The 18,272-nt window shown below is 44.2% G+C and carries 14 protein-coding genes and 1 tRNA gene; 10 read left to right on the forward strand and 5 right to left on the reverse strand.

What is annotated here, in order from left to right; genetic code table 11:
- The first annotated feature begins 88 nt into the window (after positions 1–88).
- On the forward strand, positions 89–1,903 hold the full coding sequence (locus MD588_RS13820) for a Na/Pi cotransporter family protein (RefSeq protein WP_265697946.1): 1,815 nt from the start codon (positions 89–91) through the stop codon (positions 1,901–1,903).
- Between the two features lie 187 nt (positions 1,904–2,090).
- Positions 2,091–3,491 carry a hypothetical protein gene (locus MD588_RS13825; protein ID WP_265697947.1) on the forward strand — a complete coding sequence of 467 codons (1,401 nt, stop codon included), beginning with the start codon at positions 2,091–2,093 and terminating at the stop codon, positions 3,489–3,491.
- Positions 3,492–3,608: 117 nt separating this feature from the next.
- Here MD588_RS13825 and MD588_RS13830 read toward each other — a convergent pair whose 3' ends face one another.
- A complete protein-coding gene (locus MD588_RS13830; RefSeq protein WP_265697948.1) occupies positions 3,609–4,106 on the reverse strand; it encodes an alkaline phosphatase family protein in 498 nt (165 codons plus the stop codon).
- Positions 4,096–5,409: a sulfatase-like hydrolase/transferase gene (locus tag MD588_RS13835; protein WP_265697949.1), complete on the reverse strand. Its 1,314-nt coding sequence runs from the start codon at positions 5,407–5,409 to the stop codon at positions 4,096–4,098. Before MD588_RS13835 ends, MD588_RS13830 begins: the two co-directional genes overlap by 11 nt.
- 200 nt (positions 5,410–5,609) lie before the next feature.
- On the opposite strand from MD588_RS13835, the gene MD588_RS13840 reads away from it, so the two are divergent.
- The 5 genes from MD588_RS13840 to MD588_RS13860 all read left to right on the forward strand — a co-directional run bounded on the left by MD588_RS13840 (position 5,610) and on the right by MD588_RS13860 (position 9,162).
- Complete coding sequence (locus MD588_RS13840; RefSeq protein WP_265697950.1) at positions 5,610–5,963, forward strand: hypothetical protein; 354 nt, start codon at positions 5,610–5,612, stop codon at positions 5,961–5,963.
- Between the two features lie 232 nt (positions 5,964–6,195).
- Complete coding sequence (locus MD588_RS13845; protein WP_265697951.1) at positions 6,196–7,116, forward strand: M14 family metallopeptidase; 921 nt, start codon at positions 6,196–6,198, stop codon at positions 7,114–7,116.
- A 140-nt stretch (positions 7,117–7,256) separates the two neighbouring features.
- Positions 7,257–7,607 (forward strand): carboxymuconolactone decarboxylase family protein, encoded by a 351-nt coding sequence (locus MD588_RS13850; protein WP_265697952.1) that lies wholly within the window; start codon positions 7,257–7,259, stop codon positions 7,605–7,607.
- Positions 7,608–8,114: 507 nt separating this feature from the next.
- Positions 8,115–8,197 (forward strand) — tRNA-OTHER (locus MD588_RS13855).
- 260 nt (positions 8,198–8,457) lie between these two features.
- Complete coding sequence (locus MD588_RS13860) at positions 8,458–9,162, forward strand: SGNH/GDSL hydrolase family protein (protein WP_265697953.1); 705 nt, start codon at positions 8,458–8,460, stop codon at positions 9,160–9,162.
- Between the two features lie 131 nt (positions 9,163–9,293).
- Here the strand turns inward: MD588_RS13860 and MD588_RS13865 are convergent, their stop codons facing one another.
- Positions 9,294–10,709: an AGE family epimerase/isomerase gene (locus tag MD588_RS13865; RefSeq protein ID WP_265698079.1), complete on the reverse strand. Its 1,416-nt coding sequence runs from the start codon at positions 10,707–10,709 to the stop codon at positions 9,294–9,296.
- A gap of 428 nt (positions 10,710–11,137) precedes the next feature.
- Here MD588_RS13865 and MD588_RS13870 point away from each other — a divergent pair, with 428 nt between their 5' ends.
- Positions 11,138–11,620 (forward strand): type II secretion system protein, encoded by a 483-nt coding sequence (locus MD588_RS13870; RefSeq protein WP_265697954.1) that lies wholly within the window; start codon positions 11,138–11,140, stop codon positions 11,618–11,620.
- 3 nt (positions 11,621–11,623) lie between these two features.
- On the opposite strand, the gene nadE is transcribed toward MD588_RS13870, so the two are convergent.
- Entirely contained in the window at positions 11,624–12,601 is a 978-nt protein-coding gene (gene nadE, locus MD588_RS13875) for an NAD(+) synthase (protein WP_265697955.1), read from the reverse strand.
- Between the two features lie 214 nt (positions 12,602–12,815).
- Here nadE and MD588_RS13880 point away from each other — a divergent pair, with 214 nt between their 5' ends.
- Both MD588_RS13880 and MD588_RS13885 read left to right on the forward strand, forming a co-directional pair.
- Positions 12,816–13,130 carry a hypothetical protein gene (locus tag MD588_RS13880; RefSeq protein WP_265697956.1) on the forward strand — a complete coding sequence of 105 codons (315 nt, stop codon included), beginning with the start codon at positions 12,816–12,818 and terminating at the stop codon, positions 13,128–13,130.
- A gap of 189 nt (positions 13,131–13,319) precedes the next feature.
- Positions 13,320–13,682: a hypothetical protein gene (locus MD588_RS13885; RefSeq protein ID WP_265697957.1), complete on the forward strand. Its 363-nt coding sequence runs from the start codon at positions 13,320–13,322 to the stop codon at positions 13,680–13,682.
- Positions 13,683–13,923: 241 nt separating this feature from the next.
- Here the strand turns inward: MD588_RS13885 and MD588_RS13890 are convergent, their stop codons facing one another.
- On the reverse strand, positions 13,924–18,141 hold the full coding sequence (locus MD588_RS13890; protein WP_265697958.1) for a hypothetical protein: 4,218 nt from the start codon (positions 18,139–18,141) through the stop codon (positions 13,924–13,926).
- Positions 18,142–18,272: the final 131 nt, after the last annotated feature.

Raw genomic sequence — 18,272 nt, forward strand, 5'->3', positions numbered from 1 at the left:
GCATTATATGTTTGCCTCATGATAAAGCAATAGCATGACTTTTATAATAAGACTAGGCTATCCTTATCAAAGGATTATTCTTTTAAAAATGAAGCTATTAGGAGGGCCACCATTGATAAATCGTCGCTTTCTCACAGCAATCAACAAGCTTCCACTTAAGCGCCAACTCCTATTTTTTTCGATAGTTCTTATCCAGTTCAACGGCTCTGCCTACGGCAGCGAAACAACCGCTCAAACCATGAACTGGAGCCAGATGTCTATGGGCCTTTTAGGCGGGTTGGCACTATTCCTGTTTGGTATGGACCAAATGTCAGATGCACTCAAATCGGCTCTCGGCGACAAGATGAAGGTCTTGCTAGCTAACCTGACCCGCAATCGCTTCTCGGGAGCCTTAACAGGCGCCTTCGTTACCGCTGTTGTCCAATCATCTTCAATCACCACCGTTCTGGTCGTGGGATTCGTATCAGCAGGGATGATGACCATGAGCCAATCGATTGGGATGATCATGGGAGCCAATGTCGGTACGACCATTACCGCCCAGATTGTCGCATTCCAAATCGAAGAAGCGGCACTTGGGATGGTAGCCATTGGTTTCCTGATGTTATTTGCCAGTTCTCAGGAACGCATTAAGCATTACGGCGGCATGCTGATGGGACTGGGGTTGATTTTTTACGGTATGGGCCTGATAGGTGACGCAATGTATCCCCTGCGCAGTTATGAGCCTTTTCTAAATATGATGAACCGTATGGATCAGCCTTTACTCGCCATTCTATTCGGGGCGATTTTCACTGCAATAGTACAGTCTTCTTCAGCAACAACAGCAATTGTTATCACCATGGCAGGGCAAGGACTCATCAGTTTAGAGGCTGGCATTGTGCTCGCCTTTGGTGCCAATATAGGCACCTGTATCACCGCGCAACTGGCCGCAATCGGTAAGTCGAGAGATGCGCTGCGAGCAGCCTGCATACACCTTTTTTTTAATCTTGGAGGTGTGCTTATTTGGCTGCCATTCACCTCGATACTCGCATACTGGGTTGTCAATATTTCACCTACCCACCCTGAGCTCGAAGGTACGGCACGGCTGGCGGCAGAAGTCCCACGTCAAATTGCCAACGCGCATAGCCTGTTCAACATCATTAATACTTTGGTCTTTATCGGATTCACTAACTACCTGGCAAAGCTTGTGGAATGGCTAGTGCCACTCAAAGAAGTAGAAGAAAAGCTCATTATTCGCCCTCAGTACCTCGATGACACACTCATCGAAACCCCTGCCCTTGCACTACAGAGAGTGCGGCTAGAAAATGCGCGGATGGGCGAAATCGTCTATCAGATGTTAACGGAGTTCCGCAAAGGTACGCTGAGTCAGAGCCGAAGCAAACTAGAAAGCGTCCGGGAAATGGACGACCAAGTTGACGTGCTTGAAGGTGATATTTTGCGATACCTGGGAACTCTGAGGCAGCAAAGCCTCACTGAACAAGAAAGTGCCAACATTGAGCTTGCCATGATTATCGCTGATGAGTTCGAGAGTATTGGGGATGTAATCGAAACTGACCTGACCAACTTAGCCTATCGTGCTCTAGATGAGAATATTAAACCCACCGATACAGTGAGACATATTCACACCAAACTTGGCAATCAGCTCTTAGACGCGTTGTCAGCAACAATTCGGGCAGTAAAGGAAGAAGATCAGAGTTCGGCCAATGACGTCATAAACATGCAGGTGGAAGTTGACCACCTGATTAAGCAAGCCCTGGATATTCAGAGTCAGGCTTTAGCTAAAGTGGGCTCAAAACAGATTGAGGCTATTCGTATGGAAATGTCGATATTAGAGAGCTTCAAACGAATTTATACCTTTCTCAAGCGCATTGCCAGAAAGGTGGTTCCGCCTGAGGTACGGGAGTAATAACGCAACATAAAAAATAATAGTTCACCAAATCAATAACCATCAGCACAATCAATAACCTGAAGTTCTAATAAATCGCGTACAAAGTGAGATCAAGAACACGGTTTAATGTAAGTGTCCTTTTTATTAGATAACTATGTAAGAAAATGCATTCACTGTATTACTGATACTTAAGTGAAGGTTCAGAGTGAAACGTTGTATTTTAGCCCTTTCGATTGCATCAGCTTTATTGGTTGGCTGTGGTAGTGGTAGTGGTAGTGGTAGTGGTAGTGGTAGTGGTAGTAATCCTGAAACCACTCCCCAAAAAGATATCAAAACAATTTCAAAAATGTCCGCTGTTCAAGCTGACTTCCAGACATTCAAGCAACGCCGCCATCAACTAACACCTTTACAACGTGCTATTAAATCTGCAGAAGCGGAACATTACGATAACGGTGAAAGTGCCTATGTGTATGCCAACACTGAAACGGGTGAGGTAGACTCTGTTATCTTTGAAGGCAAAGATGCTGAAAGTGGTGAAATTACTCCCCTTCCCGATCCGACAATTCTTAATGTTGTGGATTTAAACAGCAAATATTCCGCGATTAATTTTGATAATGTTGCGATTGAGTTAGACGGTAAAAACTACCAAGGTCGATATACCCTGATTCAAGATAAAGAGTCTGGATCGCTTTATCCACTGGTTGAAAACGCTCAACCGATATACAAACAGGTTGTCGCAGAACATGAAGCATGGATCACATCAGCCCGTTTTTCTCATACCACCGACGATTCTCGTATTTATTTTAGGCACGGTGAACCAAGCCAAGACGGTACTCAGGGCCTGAGCCTGCATGTTGCAGAGCTAAATGAAGGCGCCTTTGTTATCTCCAAAATTTTTGATGATTATCACCGCAATAACTGGGTGCTCCCTAACGGTGATGTAATCAGCCGTCCTTGGCACTCAGATACCCTAATTTGGTTAGAAAAAACGTCGGGCAACGAACATACCTTCACGTTTAGTTTTAATGACTTTACGAATCCATTTATTTTTGAAAACAAACTGTACATCGTAAACACAACAAGCGATGAAATGATTGAGTTAAGCCTGAACGATGACGCTCTAGTTCAGACACCAACGGCGTGGGTAACTAATGGCTATCGCACTGACGCCAACAACAATACAGTCCGCCGCAGCAACTATGAAATGCAGGCGAACTGCGCGGTATATAAGTTTGATAAGCAGACTGAAACCATCACCCAACTTCAAGCACCAATAAATAATAATGGCTTTGCACCAGCCGCAGGACAACACTCCCTGTACTGCCTTCACAGCGCCATTGATGATAACGAGGTACTTCCATCTTTCACTCGGTTCGATATCCGTAATGAAGCTATCAACACAGTAGAGGCAACCAGCGGACGAAAACTTGACGCCAATGAACGAATGGTCGTAGTAAGCGATCAGGAAATCATGTTCTATGGATTTCCTCAAGGTCAATTTACAGAGTATTACGTCAACCTGGAGACTAACGTAACCACTGAAAAGGAAACCAACTCTATAAGCGTTATAAAAATGCAGACGATTGCAGAGCAAACAGCTGAGTAATTATCCTTTTCCGAGAATAAGACACAACATAAAAGCGTAGGTTGCGACAGAATACTTCAATTTATTTTGTGGCAACCTACTAATATGTTATTTATATACACACAGAAGGACACACCGCTACAACCTTAGATACTGTATATCAGGCGACAGCTTCCAATCAGACACATCATTCCCCGGCATCATTTGACCATGATCCTCTCCCACTTCTCGCTCGATCAGTAAGTTAAGTTTGCCATTCATCATCGAAATAAGTTCACCGTGTTTCTTATAGTCGAGTGCAAGGTTACGCAGTTCAAGCGGATCATTTTTTATGTCAAATAATTCAACATCATTATGAGCAAACAATTGCTCAAGCGTACGGGGCATATGGTGTTCTAGTGGGGAGAAGTAACGGCTGAACTTATACTGTCCATCAAAAATACTGCGAATAGCCCCGCGTTTTTTCAAATTTGGTCTGAATCCTTGGTTAGCAATTTCTTCAGGCTTTCCACCACCAGCAAAATATTTGTTAATGTTGGAAAAGAAAGCAGCGTCAACATATGCCAGCATGTTGTAGTTGTATAGGGCACCAGGACGAAGAGCGTCTATAGCCGCCGTCTCAGGATTACCGAGCAATGTCGTAATATCTTTTGCCAGGTAGTCCTTTCACTGATGCTGTATAACCCCGGGCAATGCTGATTAAGGTAGTTGCAATATCGACATGCGATGTCACTGATTTACAGCGCTTATTGCCCTCATATGCCGGATGCACAACCGTAAAAGGCACGTTGTTTTGTTCCCGGTAGGCTGTAGCCCCTTTGCCCGACAGCCCATGTGCCCCCGTCAATTCACCATGATCGGCGGTGAAAATGATAATTGTATTATCAGCAATACCAAGATTATCCAACTCATCGAGTATTTCGACAATTCTTCCGTCAACATCCTTAAGGCAGTTCAGGTAATAGTTGTTCAAACGCTGCCAACGCTCGTCAACATTCGGGACAACGCCAACCATTGCCCCTCGCGATAACATATAGTCAAGATGCGCAGTAGGTCGTCCCTTTTCTTGGACTAATTGATGTCTAGATTCCGGTAGCCGGACATCCCATACATTCTTGTATAGGGGACTATTCGGTTCTCGATTCATACGCATCATCGCCCCACCAGAATGCTCCTCCTGACCAGGGAGGTCGGTGTTGTAATACATTACGTCGTGAGGGTTTATCAGGTTGAGGGCCAGAAACCATGGCTTTCTTTGTTGCCGCAGCTCTTCCCCTTTGCCACGCAGCCAACTTCGAGACATAGCTGAAATGACTTCATCATGCAAATAACCCCCTTCGGTATGTGCAATAACATCTCCAATACCAAAGTAATCTGAGAAACCATATTGTTCCATTTCTTCAACGAGAATTTTTTTTGGAAAATGTAGCTCATTGGCAGTTTCAAATTCTTCGGTAAGGTGCCATTTTCCTTTATAAGCGGTGTAATACCCCTCCTTCCGTAACAAGTCGCCAATAGTATCTATTTCAGTCGACATGCTGCCAGACCATGGAAAGTTAGTGTTGTCGAACATGCCATTATTCTGGATATGCTGTCCGGTATAAATAACAGCACGTGACGGGGTGCATACGCATGAAGCGATTTGATGATTCTCGAACACAACACCTCGTTTTGCCAAACGTTCATGCCCCGGTAACTGAAAGCCTGTCGGTAACTCCCCAGAAGTCATATAACGTTCCTGATCTGTAACAATCATGAGGATATTATATGGGCCAACACGGGGCTGCTTAGGCGTACTGTTATTCTCTGTCGATTGAGTTTCAGCATGTGCCGAGTGGGAGCCAACAAAACTCCCACTAACTCCTGCAGCCAAAGCGGTCAAACCTGCATTCTTCAAAAACTCTCGGCGGGATAATTTACTTTTGTTATCATTTTCCATAACTCACCTTACTTTGATACGTGTGTTATTTGCCATAAGACGATCTGTTTTGCAGGTTTCAAGCCCGCAGTTATAATACTTTGCTTGATTGTTATGCATGACAAAAAGCTAGTTTCGATTACAAGTCTTATCAAGTCAGTCAGGCCGACAATGTCCTATCATTAATCATGCACTGGTTTACTCTTTGTTTCGGAGGATATATGACGGCCATAGCAGTCAAAGACAGGATTGAGTCAACCCCTTCTGGACATATCATCAAACTCACGGAGGACGAAAGTAAACTATACCCCGGCAGTGGCTGGAAAATTGCGAGATTCGAGGATGGTCACCTAGAAGAATTGTTTGATCTAACAATCGCTCAGCAGCAGGAAGTCCAAGCAAAAATTGACGCTACCCTAGAATGGGCAAAAAACGCTAAAGGAGAACTCTGGTCGGTGATGTGCAGCTGCGACGAACTCGTAGGGCCAGAACCATTCTCACCCAGCAGTACCGATGATATTGCCCTGCTGCAGTACAGGCTTTCTGAGAATGATACTTTCTTTACCATGGAGTGATCGGAAATCATATCGCTCTTCTTATACTGATATCCCATGCACAGCGGAACCACTCGAATAAAAACGTACCGAATACTTTGGGTTTTCGGTACGTTTATAAGCTTTTACACGCCTCATACCGGCACGGCATGAGAAGATTCTCACTTACATTCCCTTTCATATAGACCATTGCCTGAGCCCATAACAGTGCTTTATTCTGTGAGCAACAATAACGACAACACAAGGCACAGCAATGATCAGCACACACCGCTATCCAATTGGTATTCCAGGTCAAAAGTGGACCGATAACGATAAAGCCGCCTGGCTTGATCAAGTTACAATAAAACGCTCCTATCAGGGTGAAGTCGTCACAAAACTTAAGCCTCTGGATGAACGCTTTGACCTGATTCAGTATGGTGCACTTTCGTACAACACTGAAAAGTACCCTCTCTTTGCGATTAAAACACGCAAGTGGGATAACAATAAACCTACCGTTCTGATCACTGGTGGCGTGCACGGCTACGAAACAAGTGGTGTCCATGGTGCAATCAATTTCGTCGACACTGAAGCCGATAGCTACTGCGATAAATTCAACATTATCGTAGCTCCATGTGTCAGCCCGTGGGGGTACGAGACGATCAACCGTTGGAACCCTAATGCAATCGATCCCAACCGCTCTTTCTACAAAGACAGTCCATCTGAGGAATCTGCAGCATTAATTCAGTTAGTCGACTCATTAAATACCCCAATTCTTGCCCATATCGATTTACATGAAACAACAAACACTGACGAAATCGAATTCAGACCTGCGCTAGCAGCTCGGGACGGCATTGAATATATTGAAGAAATGATCCCTGATGGCTTTTATTTGGTAGGCGATACCGATAACCCTATGGATGATTTTCAGAAAGCGATTATCGAGTCAGTACGAAAAACCACACACATTGCCCCACCAGATAACGAAGGCAAAATCATCGGCGAGCCTATTACCCAACCAGGTGTGATCAACTACCCGACCAAAAAACTAGGTCTTTGCAGCGGCTTAACTGACAGTAAGTACTGCACGACAACTGAGGTCTACCCTGATAGCCCACTTGTTACAGAGTTAGAATGTAATAATGCCCAGGTCACCGCGATTACAGGTGCGCTTGATTACATCAGCAAACACATTTGAGGCACTTTCATTAGCCGCTTGGTTCGAGGATAAAACTGCTATCAAACTATGAGGACTACCCATCTTTGCCAACAATGAAAATTCCACTTGGTTAGAGCTGACTATACTAAGTGGTAATTTTAATTTGTTAGGAGAAACTCATGGCTGCCAAATTATCTAAACAATATCTTAAAGTTAAGCAACGACATCCAGAGCTGTTAAGTGCAGTTGAATCATTAGGCAAGGCGGCTAAGCAGGATGGTCCATTAGATGAAAAAGCCGCGCAACTCATTCAGTTGGCAGCCGCTGCGGCCATACGTTCTGAAGGCGCGGTACACAGCCATACCAAAAGAGCACTTGAAGCAGGTGCGACCGATGAAGAAATTCGCCACACGCTTATTCTTCTGACCAGTACCCTTGGATTTCCTAGTGTAATGGCGGCTCTGAGTTGGGCTGATGAAAAATTGGAAGCCAACAAGCCACCCGAAGCCGGCTCTGAATGGGAAGTTTGAACAAGTGGTGTAATGTAATTCCATAAAAAAACCCGCATCGCAGCGGGTTCTTATCTTTCAATTCTGACAGGAGTATGAAAAGCGCGTCGAGAGTTAGCTATTACAGGGTTCTGCTTCTCTCTCGTTGACCATGCTACAAGCCCAGAAACTTGCATGGTTGCTACTCTTTCCCCTCATCTCAAAAGACCTATTGGCAGAAAGAAACGCTTTTCATTAGTTAGTATAGATCAGCCAGAATAGTCGTCCAGTTATCGAACATAATATTTTTCCTCTGGCGGTACATCAGAAACAAACACCGACCTTTGAGACTGAAATGATAGACTTTTTCTCCGATTTATTCACATCACAAAACTGAGCTATCTATAAGGTATCGGGGGAATTTAAGCTTTAAGGAAAGTTAGTAAAAAATCACAAAAAATATCAAATCAGTTTTGCATTAAGACACAAATTGACCTACAAATCATACAGAGCAACGAATTTAGATTTCGCTAATAACAACCAGACAATTCCCCCTTAGTTCAGTAGGTAGAACAGCGGGTTATGCAATATTAACTCGTATGTCGCTGGTTCGAGTCCAGCAGGGAGACCCAATTTTAATAACGCTTAGGGTGTGCCCCTTAATTATTTGCACCATCGTTATTGAGGAGCACACTCTAGTTAAGCGTTTTATCTATCAATTCATTCCGGCTTCATCAATATCATCCACCGTACACACAAAAAATGTTATCGGTTAGCACTGCATTTCATAAATGGCGATACCCTGAACTTAGAGTTAGTATGAGGCTATACCGAAAAATTCATCCTATGCTTAAACATGCACAATTGCCTCTATTAACGCTAGGAGAACAACATGCTCCACCATTTGGCACTGCTATTTTTAGCGCCGGTGTTTATTGCTCAAGGACACTATGTTCGAAAAATCACCCCAAAATTAGAGGAAGCCGTCGGGCCTCGCCAAGGCCGTGTGGGCCAGGGAAAGCAACTCCGCATTTTATTACTTGGAGATTCAGCGGCTGCTGGAGTCGGTGCCGAGAGTCAATCACAAGCGCTTTCTGGCCAGCTTGTCAGAGCATTATGTGATCATTTTGAACTAGAGTGGCAACTACTGGCACAATCGGGCTTAACCACAAAAGATACCCGCCAGAAACTAGCCCAGCATCCCAAACAGCCCTATGACGTTGTTATTGTTTCACTGGGTGTCAACGATGTTACTCAGCCACTGAGCTCGTTATCATGGATCCAACAGCAAAAGGCGCTGATCAGTCAAATTCGCCAGCACTTTTCCTGCCATCAGATCATACTGACGAAAATCCCACCGATGGAAAAATTCCCAGCCTTGCCTCACCCTTTACGCTGGTATCTAGGTAGCAAAGCCAAAACATTTAACCACCAACTGAGCCGGTGGACAGCCACACAGACGGACTGCGAGTTAGTTGAAATAAACCACCAATTAAGCGCGGATCACATGGCGTCCGACGGATTTCATCCCGGCCCGGCAATCTACCAGTGCTGGGGAAAAACTATCGCTCGCGTAATTCACAGCCGCTGGAGCTAAGGATCTAACGATAAACCCTGCCGTCGCAGGGTTTATCTATTTATCGGGGCAGTTATTAACTTTCCTATGGTACCAATCTGAATAAGTGGTGGCGGATTCGAAAAAATATACCGCTAATTTATTTACAGGTATTACGGGGTAACATTAGTAAAGCTGATAAGCTGTTTTTTCAACCCATTAAACCCTGCTAGCTTCCCAAGCTCTTTACGCGACTCAATATCACCTTGGTAATAATAAGGCTCAATTTTTCCGCTGTAGTTACTCGGCATTGCAAAATATAACTGCGCAGATTTATTATGCCATTGTCTCGCTGTCAGGTAACCAACGAGTGCATGTTCAAACTGATGATAACCATTACCCCAGTGAAACGCCTTGGTTCGTTTTGGCTCAAGCCCTACACCACCGTATTGGTGATCAACCCAGACATCCATAAATTGATTTTGCGTATAATAGAGCTGATTGGTCATTGACCTATCAAATAAATTAACCGTCATTGCGGCTTGGTCCAACTCTGCCCATTGCCATGATGAAATATAATAATTATATTTACCGGCTTTCCATGTTGGCACGCCATCAAGACCTTGCCACTGACTAAACAACGACTGAGAAAGATATGGTTTCGCTTGCTCAGTTGGCATTAAGTAACTGGCACGCTCTAATGTGGTTCGCATCCCTTGTTTAGCCAACGCCTGCCACCCTTGCTGATCAAAATAACGTCCAACTAAATACGTCATCCAGAACGCTTTAATAGTATGCCCGTAATCATTATGCCTCGCATCCGGCATCATAACGGCCTTATGATGAACTGCCCCATAAAAGCGTTGCTCATCTTCAGAATAATACTGCTTAACCATCTGATCGGTTAGCCAATAGAGGTCCTCTCGCCACTTCAGCTGCACCGACTTTGGCATTAACGGCGTTAATAGCAGCAAATATCCGTTAATCTGGTCAAGCTGGGCTACCAGCTCTCGTTGCTTGCTACTCTGCTCATCACCGTCTTTTATCACCCACAACAGGTCATTAGTTGTTGTATTTTTATAATGGTCAAAAATAAATTTCTGTTGATCGATCAATGCCTGTTCAACCACAGGATCTCTGGTGAGATAATAATAAAAAGCCAGACCAACAATTGCATAAGCTTGATCCTGAGTAGTTCTTTGCTGCCATTCTAAGCCTGGTTCCCCATCTTTTGTAAAGGTAACAAAGCCACCATGTTTTTTATCTCGTAAGTGTGTCAATAAATACTCGACACCGGATTTTGCCAGTTTCAGTGCGTCTTCATTTCCGGTTAGATGATAAATCACACCATAGGCATATATCTGACGTGATTTCATACGCGTGTAATCACGGTCAAAATAGGGGCTGATCCACGACTTATCTAACTCCGAACAGGGTTGGTTAACATTTAGAACACTACCATCATCGCAGCGAAATGTCGGGAAGTTACCCATCGGAATGCCTTGCGCGGTTTCCATCATCCAGTATGGTTGAAGTCCTTGTTTCACATGATTCAACCAGTCTTCACCAGATGGCAGCTCTTGTGTCATTGCCGAAGATGCCACCGAACCGGTCGAGCATAACGCCGCGAACAAAAGAGCGATGCAATTACAGCGAGTGCGATTCCCCGAGAAAGAATGTAGGAACGCCATATTAATCCTTAAATCAATATATAAATAAAAGAAATAACTATATATATATGGGGCTGCACATTCTGCCTATTAGTTCACAGCGTGATATAACGCTCTAACTATTATCAGGTTAGATAATAGTTCAGCTAATCCTTAACTATATTAAGAGTAATATTTATTGATGCATCAGTAAATAAAATTGCACAATCATTATGCAATCACAAAAATTATACCCACATCAAATTACATAGACTCAAGTTATGTGTTAGTATTCACATCCTTCGTGATAAATATGCATAATATTTATAATATGTTGAGAGAACGGTAGCATCAGGGAAGTTGAATTAATGAAGTATCAGCGTGGGTTTACGTTAATCGAATTAGTTGTTGTTATTGTTCTGCTGGGCATAATTTCGGTTACTGCTGCCCCTCGATTTCTAAATATTCAAGATGATGCTAGAGACTCAGCCTATTTGAGCCTTAAAGGCTCATTCCAGTCAGCAGTCACCCTGTTCCATAGCAAATGGATGATTGATGGTGAACGAACTACTGACGGTCTGGAAGGCGGTGATTGGGGATATACGATTTATAACCTTCATTTCAATAAATACGGCTACCCCAGAATTAGCGAAGAGATTCAAAAGTGTGACGTGATTTTTAGTAAATTACTGCCCGATTCCAGTTTAACGTTTAGCGATGACGAAATAGAAATATCAGGTTCGGGAAATGGTAATATGTGCACTTACACATTTAAAAACTCGTCGTACAAACTAAGATATATCGAAGAGAGCGGAGAAATCACACTAATAAAAGACTCTTCTCTTAGTTAGATTTTAATCTTCATTGATACTATTTTCATTGCACCTAAACGGACTCCCTGCACCGCCACTTACAGGTGGTTTAATGTGGGAAGAGCTTCGCTTCCAATCTGAAAATCTACGAATGTCGTGTACATACTTAATTTCTTTGTCTGTAACCCCACAAGCATGAATTTCACTGTCATTCATCCCCCTGTCAATATAATCGAGGATTTCATCTAGTCGTCGATAGTGCATTCCGATACCAAACTCATCAGTGATCCCCCTCATCATATCCGGAGATGGTACCTGCCGGCGAATTTTAAGAGGAAGCTCAAGGTACTCTGCTAACTGCCATATCTGGGATTTGTATAAGCCCCGCATAGGCTGAATTGGTAAATCATCGATCCCTCCTTTCACAAACCACCCGACGAGAAACTCTGAGCAGTTACCCGCTCCTAATACCAGGCCATTTAAATCTGTTGCAGCTTTTTCAATAACCTCTCGGCGGTAGATATGCCGCGCTATAAAGCTCTTTTCAAGATGGACAGTAAGCAGCTTATATATCATGCGATTAAGAAGGTTCCGCTGGACATGTTCGCAGCCAGCTTTAAGTGATGATATAAACGGGGTTTCTCGGAAAATCAGCAAATACATACGCAATAGAAAGCGATTCAAAGATGGAGCCATTGTGCTTAATCGCATAATCAACGGGGTGTATATCCCTTTTTCCTCCATTACCGGAGAGATATCCTGCACCTTGAGATCAACACCCAGCCAGTCTGCCATCTTACGAGCATTAACTTCAGATTCTTTTTCACTATCACGATCTTTCAGAAAGTACGCTTTAACCCGTTCAGGCCCAATGCTACGGGCGATGAGCGTCACTAACACCGCAGAATCAATTCCCCCACTAAGCCCTAGTACCACACAACTTTTATTTTGATCATCTGCCAATTTAGAAATATAGAATTTAATTTCCTCTACGACTTTTCGGGCATCAATATCTAGCATCAGGACAACTCCTAGCATTACGATTAGCTAGTTTCGCCGTTGGGGCATATCTTACTCATAATAGACGATAATATGCCCAAGCAATGACACGCATTTAAGGGCCACGTAGAACAGACATTAGTCTATGGCACTTTTTAGAGTATTCTCTCAGTTTTTCGTACTGCCCTCATTTACGATATGCAATAGATAACACATACATTGGGAGTGTACGATCATGTATCAGGACTATTTTGTTCATGCTATCCAAGATAAGAAAAAAATCCGATTAACTTATATTTCTAAAGAAGACGGTAAAGAGTTGACGAAAGTCTGTGCGCCAATGGATTTCGGTCCCAGGCGATTAGCGCATAATCAATCTGACAGGTATCACCTTTGGGACTACAACAGTGACCAACGACACCATATTTTATCGCTGCTCCCTGAACGTGTAGTTGCGATGGAAGTTTTAAATGACGAGTTTTCACCAGACGAGTTTATTACCTGGCCAACTAACTGGTTCGTCAAAAGAGACTGGGGTGTTTACAGTTAAGCACCTCTGGTAATTGGCTATCTCCGAGTAGCTTCAGTCGCTACGCAGGCACTGAGGTCACTAGGGTAATATAAAAGACTAACCAAGTAATCAAGTTCACCGTATCGCTCGATATTCGTGGCTAGATTGACGAGATATGCTTGCGTCCTATAGTTAAATGGAGCCAACAGACAGTCACAAGGAGGATGTATGACCTCTAACACTTCATTTTCCAAGCTGGAAAAAAATTATGCTCCTGATTTTAGAAACAAAATCAACATGGCCAGAAGCACTAACGACGTTTACGATGTCTTCTGCTACACCGTTGCTTCAATGTTCAATGAAATTACTGAGAGTAAAAAATTTAGGGAATCAGACATAGATTTCTATCCGGAAAGAGAGTGCCACTATGAGTTAGGTGTCAATCTGAGGCGGGAGCCCCTCATTGTAGAGTGCTTAGATACTTCTGACTTAGGCCGAATCATTGGCGATATGGCACAAACGGCAACAAACAGGCATACCCATTTGCTGAAACACCCGGAGAAAACCAACTCCAAAATAATGCGTCATTAATTCTCTCTATTCTAAGGCCATGAGTTCAATCCACAATTCATGGCCAGAGAAGGGAAATTGATCAGTATGCTGCTTCCGCCCCCTAACAAATCCTCTATGCCCGTTACTATTCGTACTGGCATCACCATCGTATTACCCTGGCTGACATTAGGTTCTAACTTCTAGAACATAAAATATCCCCCTACCACAAGTGATAGGGGGATATTGCTATTAAGTCACAAAACTTCGGTTAATTTTACGTTTATTCCTTACTAATTTGCTTCAGGATATAACCAAATATCTCACCCTCGCCTTCCGCAGGTGCCGGATTGCTCCACTCTCCAGACGTATCAATCCAGAAAGACTTCGCAGCGAAATATTCACCGTCTGTTTCAACAAGAGAAACAACTTCAGACGAACCGAGGTATTCGTTATGGGTTAGTGACAAAACTAACTGGCCATCGGTAATTTCCCAATTAAAGCCAAAATCCCCGTCCTCAGCATCTACGAAAGCACCCGTTCTATCTGGACTGAATCGTATCTGCTCGTCTTCCTCATAAATCGGATTACCGTCATTGTCGTAGCCGTTGAATACAGTGATTGACCATAACGACGTCTTATCATTCTTACCAACCAACATATCTTCGGTAAACTTCAGCACTCGGTCATCAGTTTTAACAAGGCATTGCTCAACCGCGTCATAGTAATCCGAGATACGGTTAAATGAAGAAGGTTGATCGTTCTCTTCACTCCAAGAGCTATCCCCCTCTTTACACCCCATTATCGCTTCATCGTCATACTCACGGAACACAAAGCTCCAAACTTCACGAATCAGCTCGTTATCTTCCTGATAAACATCATAAGTCACGAAGCTGCTTTGATCATCGGAGTACAGCAGGTTAGCCAACAACATATATTCATCTTGATTGCCACTATCCCAGATGAGTTTCAGATAACCTTCATCCGTCCGAGCCCAGGTACGGGTGGCACTTTCCAGTTTTTCACCGGCGCGATAGTAGGTAACGGAGTTATCGGCGTTGAACTGATAGGCCCGCGTATCACCAGCCCCACGAATACGAACAAACATGGTCTTGGCAATTTCCGCAGCATCCTCTTCGGTTACAACGTAATGACCACCGCATGACTGAATCGCATTGGTGAAGTCTTCCTCTGTCGCATTTGGAATATCAACTTTACAGCTACGAACGGTATAGTCTTCAGGCCGGGCAAACGTAAAACCAGAAGACCAGATATCTGTCAGCGGTTGCTCATCTTCCGTCCACTCACTGTAAAGCTTGAAGCTGATACGCTCATCATCACTACTTACGTAAGCAAAATAATCAAGATCTCCATTGCCATAGTCCACCACCACAACACCATCAGCGTTAATCACCCAGCTAAACTCACCGTCCGGGTAACCATTTCTGAAATACTGCCCGGTACCATCTTCGTTGAACACCCAGTGGCGAAGTTCATTACGGCCGTTCAGACGGTAGATTTCAGAACCTCCGACATCTGCAAGAGTAGCTGGCTCATACTGGCAGGAATTTGCACTAGCCAAGAAATCTTGATAACTAGGGCTATCCAGTGGAATATCATTTTCCTCATCCCAACCCGTGTCGCCTTCTGAACATACAGTGTACTCCTTGACTCCGACCCCCAGCTCTTCAGCACGAGCATTTGCCTGCGCTTGATCAAGGTAGAACTCTCCAAGCCAACTGGTCCAACTATAGGTCTTCATTTCCTGATTAACGTTGAGACTATCCGCTTCGACCATCATGCGCCAATAGGCGTTATACCAATCCCAAGGATCATCGGTAAACGGTACCGAAATAACGATAGTGCCAACGCCGTTATCGTTAACCAACCAGCCCTCTTTAATACCATTATTAGTGAGGGTAATATCCAATAGCTGGTAACTACCGTCTTCACTGCCTGTTATTACCGGATGGTTGGTAATGAAATGCCAGGTTACCGGTTGTCCGTTTTCATCAATACGGAATGATGAGGTTAAGATTTTGCCGTCATAGTCGCTCAACCCCGGCAGCTCTGCCGCTGTTATCTGGGCCAGCTCATAGTTTTGTGCTCGAAGCGCCTCAACCTGGCCCGCTAAGTCAACGACGTTCTGACTTCCCCATTCAGAGAATCGGTGTCCGAGCCACATCCCGTTATCCAAGCGTTGGAAAATCTTATAATCCTGTCCCATATCATCTGCCAATACAGTGAAGTTTTCACGGTCTTGGCCAAAGTAGCTATCATCTATCGCAAACATCGTCCAATTGGATGTCTCGACCACTTCAAACTCACTGACTTCGCGGTCTAGAGTCTGGTACTGACTAAATAGCACCCCATCAGGATTTGTCTCATTAACCAACTTAAGGTGTCGTCCGTCGGTCTCATCAAGCAAATATCGCTTGCCAGACTGAAGCGTTGTTTTTAGGCCATCTTGCCAGTTGACCTGCCGATTAACTTCATACCATTGCGGACCAAGTTCACCTGCTTTGCCCTGTACATAGGTATAATGTGAGTACTCTTCAAAATCAGCACTGTGGGGGTTTGCCCATATCGGACGCTGGTAGGCGAAGGTATAGCCTGGTTCATTGTTAATAGTTAACTGGAAGCTGACGTTTGCTAAACCATCGACATTCCAGTCCCGCTCCTCCTCAAAGTAAGCCAACGTATCGTTGTTGTAGGTGGCTGCTGATTGATATTGGTATTCAGGGAAATACTCCTCGGCATCAAAATCGAAACCGTTCAGCGGATATTGCTTGACGTTTGTGGTGATCGTTTCTGTAGTATCTACTAGCTCACGAGTAACATTAACGTACTGAATAATATCAACACCAGTCAAATCCCTCGCATCTATCTGAGCCACTAAGTCCAGGTCATCGTATTCACGAGGAGCTGGACCATTATCGCCGCCCTCCGGCTCTGCTTCATCTTCATCGACATAACGCCAGTAGGTTTCACCCTGTAGCGTCCGGGTACCGAGATCCAGTGCCTTTCCTTCAAACGTTACCTGTCCATCCTGGTTAAAATCATACTCCCAGTTAGAAATTCGGCTGAAGTCACCGGACTGGTGCAGTAAATCAGTTTCTTGTTCCTCTCCAAAATAACGTCCTGTTGCGGCTATCGAATATGAGATTGATTTAGTGGTTCGAATATCCCCGTTATTTAATGTTTCAATCAATACATTCGTATTGCTTATCAACTCACGCACATCACTGAGCAAATGAACCATCACCGGGCCAGTTGTTTGTGATGAAGAGGTCACATCAGCAACAGCTTTTTCAGCATTATCAGGGAACTGATCGGCCAAGTTGTCACCATAGCCATCCTCATCAGCATCTGCCCATTCATTAGCGTCTGTCGGGAACTTATCGCTATTGTCACCAACATCGTCACCGTCGGTATCTGCCCACTCCGTTTTATCAGCCGGGAATTTATCGGCTAGGTTATCACCATAACCATCTTCGTCTGCATCGACCCACTCTTCAGCATTTTTCGGGAAGTCGTCTTCACTATCTAGGTAAGTGTCATTATCATCATCAGGATCAGCATTGTCGCCGATGTCATCCTCATCGAAATCAAGCCATTCTTCAGCATCATGCGGGAAGGCATCATTCTCATCGAGATACGTATCGTTATCGTCGTCAGTATCAGCATTATCACCAATACCATCGCCATCTAGATCTCGCCATTCCTGATCATTATTGGGAAACGCATCATCCGTATCTGGATGACCATCGTCATCGTCATCATCATCATCTGTTGCTTTTACTACACCGTTTTCGGTGACAATAACGGTCTCCCCGTCTTGTACTTCTTTTATCAACTCCTTGGTGGCATCATAAGCCTGTTGTAGATCTTCGGTATCAAACACTTCTGGGGTCTTAGGCAAGACCTCAGCTTTCACAATTAACGATGCTTTTTTTGCTACCTCGGCCTTATCACTCTCAATAAAGTCACCCAGTACATCATCTTCACTAATGCCAAGCTCTTCAGCGACAGATTGACGTGCTTCATCCTGGGTCATCGTGTTGTCGCTTACCATTTTTATATGAACAAGCGTCGATAATGGTGTGACTTCAGTTTCGCCTGCTGGCGCAGACATCACAAAACCGGTAGTAATAGGCTTATCCGGCGAGTCCTCATCAATGGTTTCGCCAGGTATAGCCTTAACAACCACCGGGAAAGCTTCAGGGGATTCTATTCCGGTAACATCAAGTTCAGCTTTGCCGCCAGCGCCGGTGACCTGCCCCTTCTCATCACCATCCAGTACGAAGTTCTTATTAAGATCAAGCCAAACCAGTGCACCATTGAGGTAACCATCAATGGCTGTCACACTCATGGTCGTTTGGGGTTGAGGGTTTGGCTGCGGGGGATCGACAGTGACATTATCGCTACTGTCATCACCGCAACCAGCTAGCATCAGTAAGGTACCCAGCCCTACTGCGATAGCGAGAGGATGTCGTTTCATCATACTGTTCCTTGTATCTCTTCTCTACGATAAAGGTGCTCCCACAACCTGCCGTCAAATGAGCTAGAGAGCTTGCTGACCAAACCGTTAATTACACAGCTTTATGGGTGGTTATAGAACTAACTTCAGAT

The sequence above is a fragment of the Photobacterium obscurum genome (genome assembly GCF_026191635.1).
GTDB classification, from domain to species: Bacteria; Pseudomonadota; Gammaproteobacteria; order Enterobacterales; family Vibrionaceae; genus Photobacterium; species Photobacterium obscurum.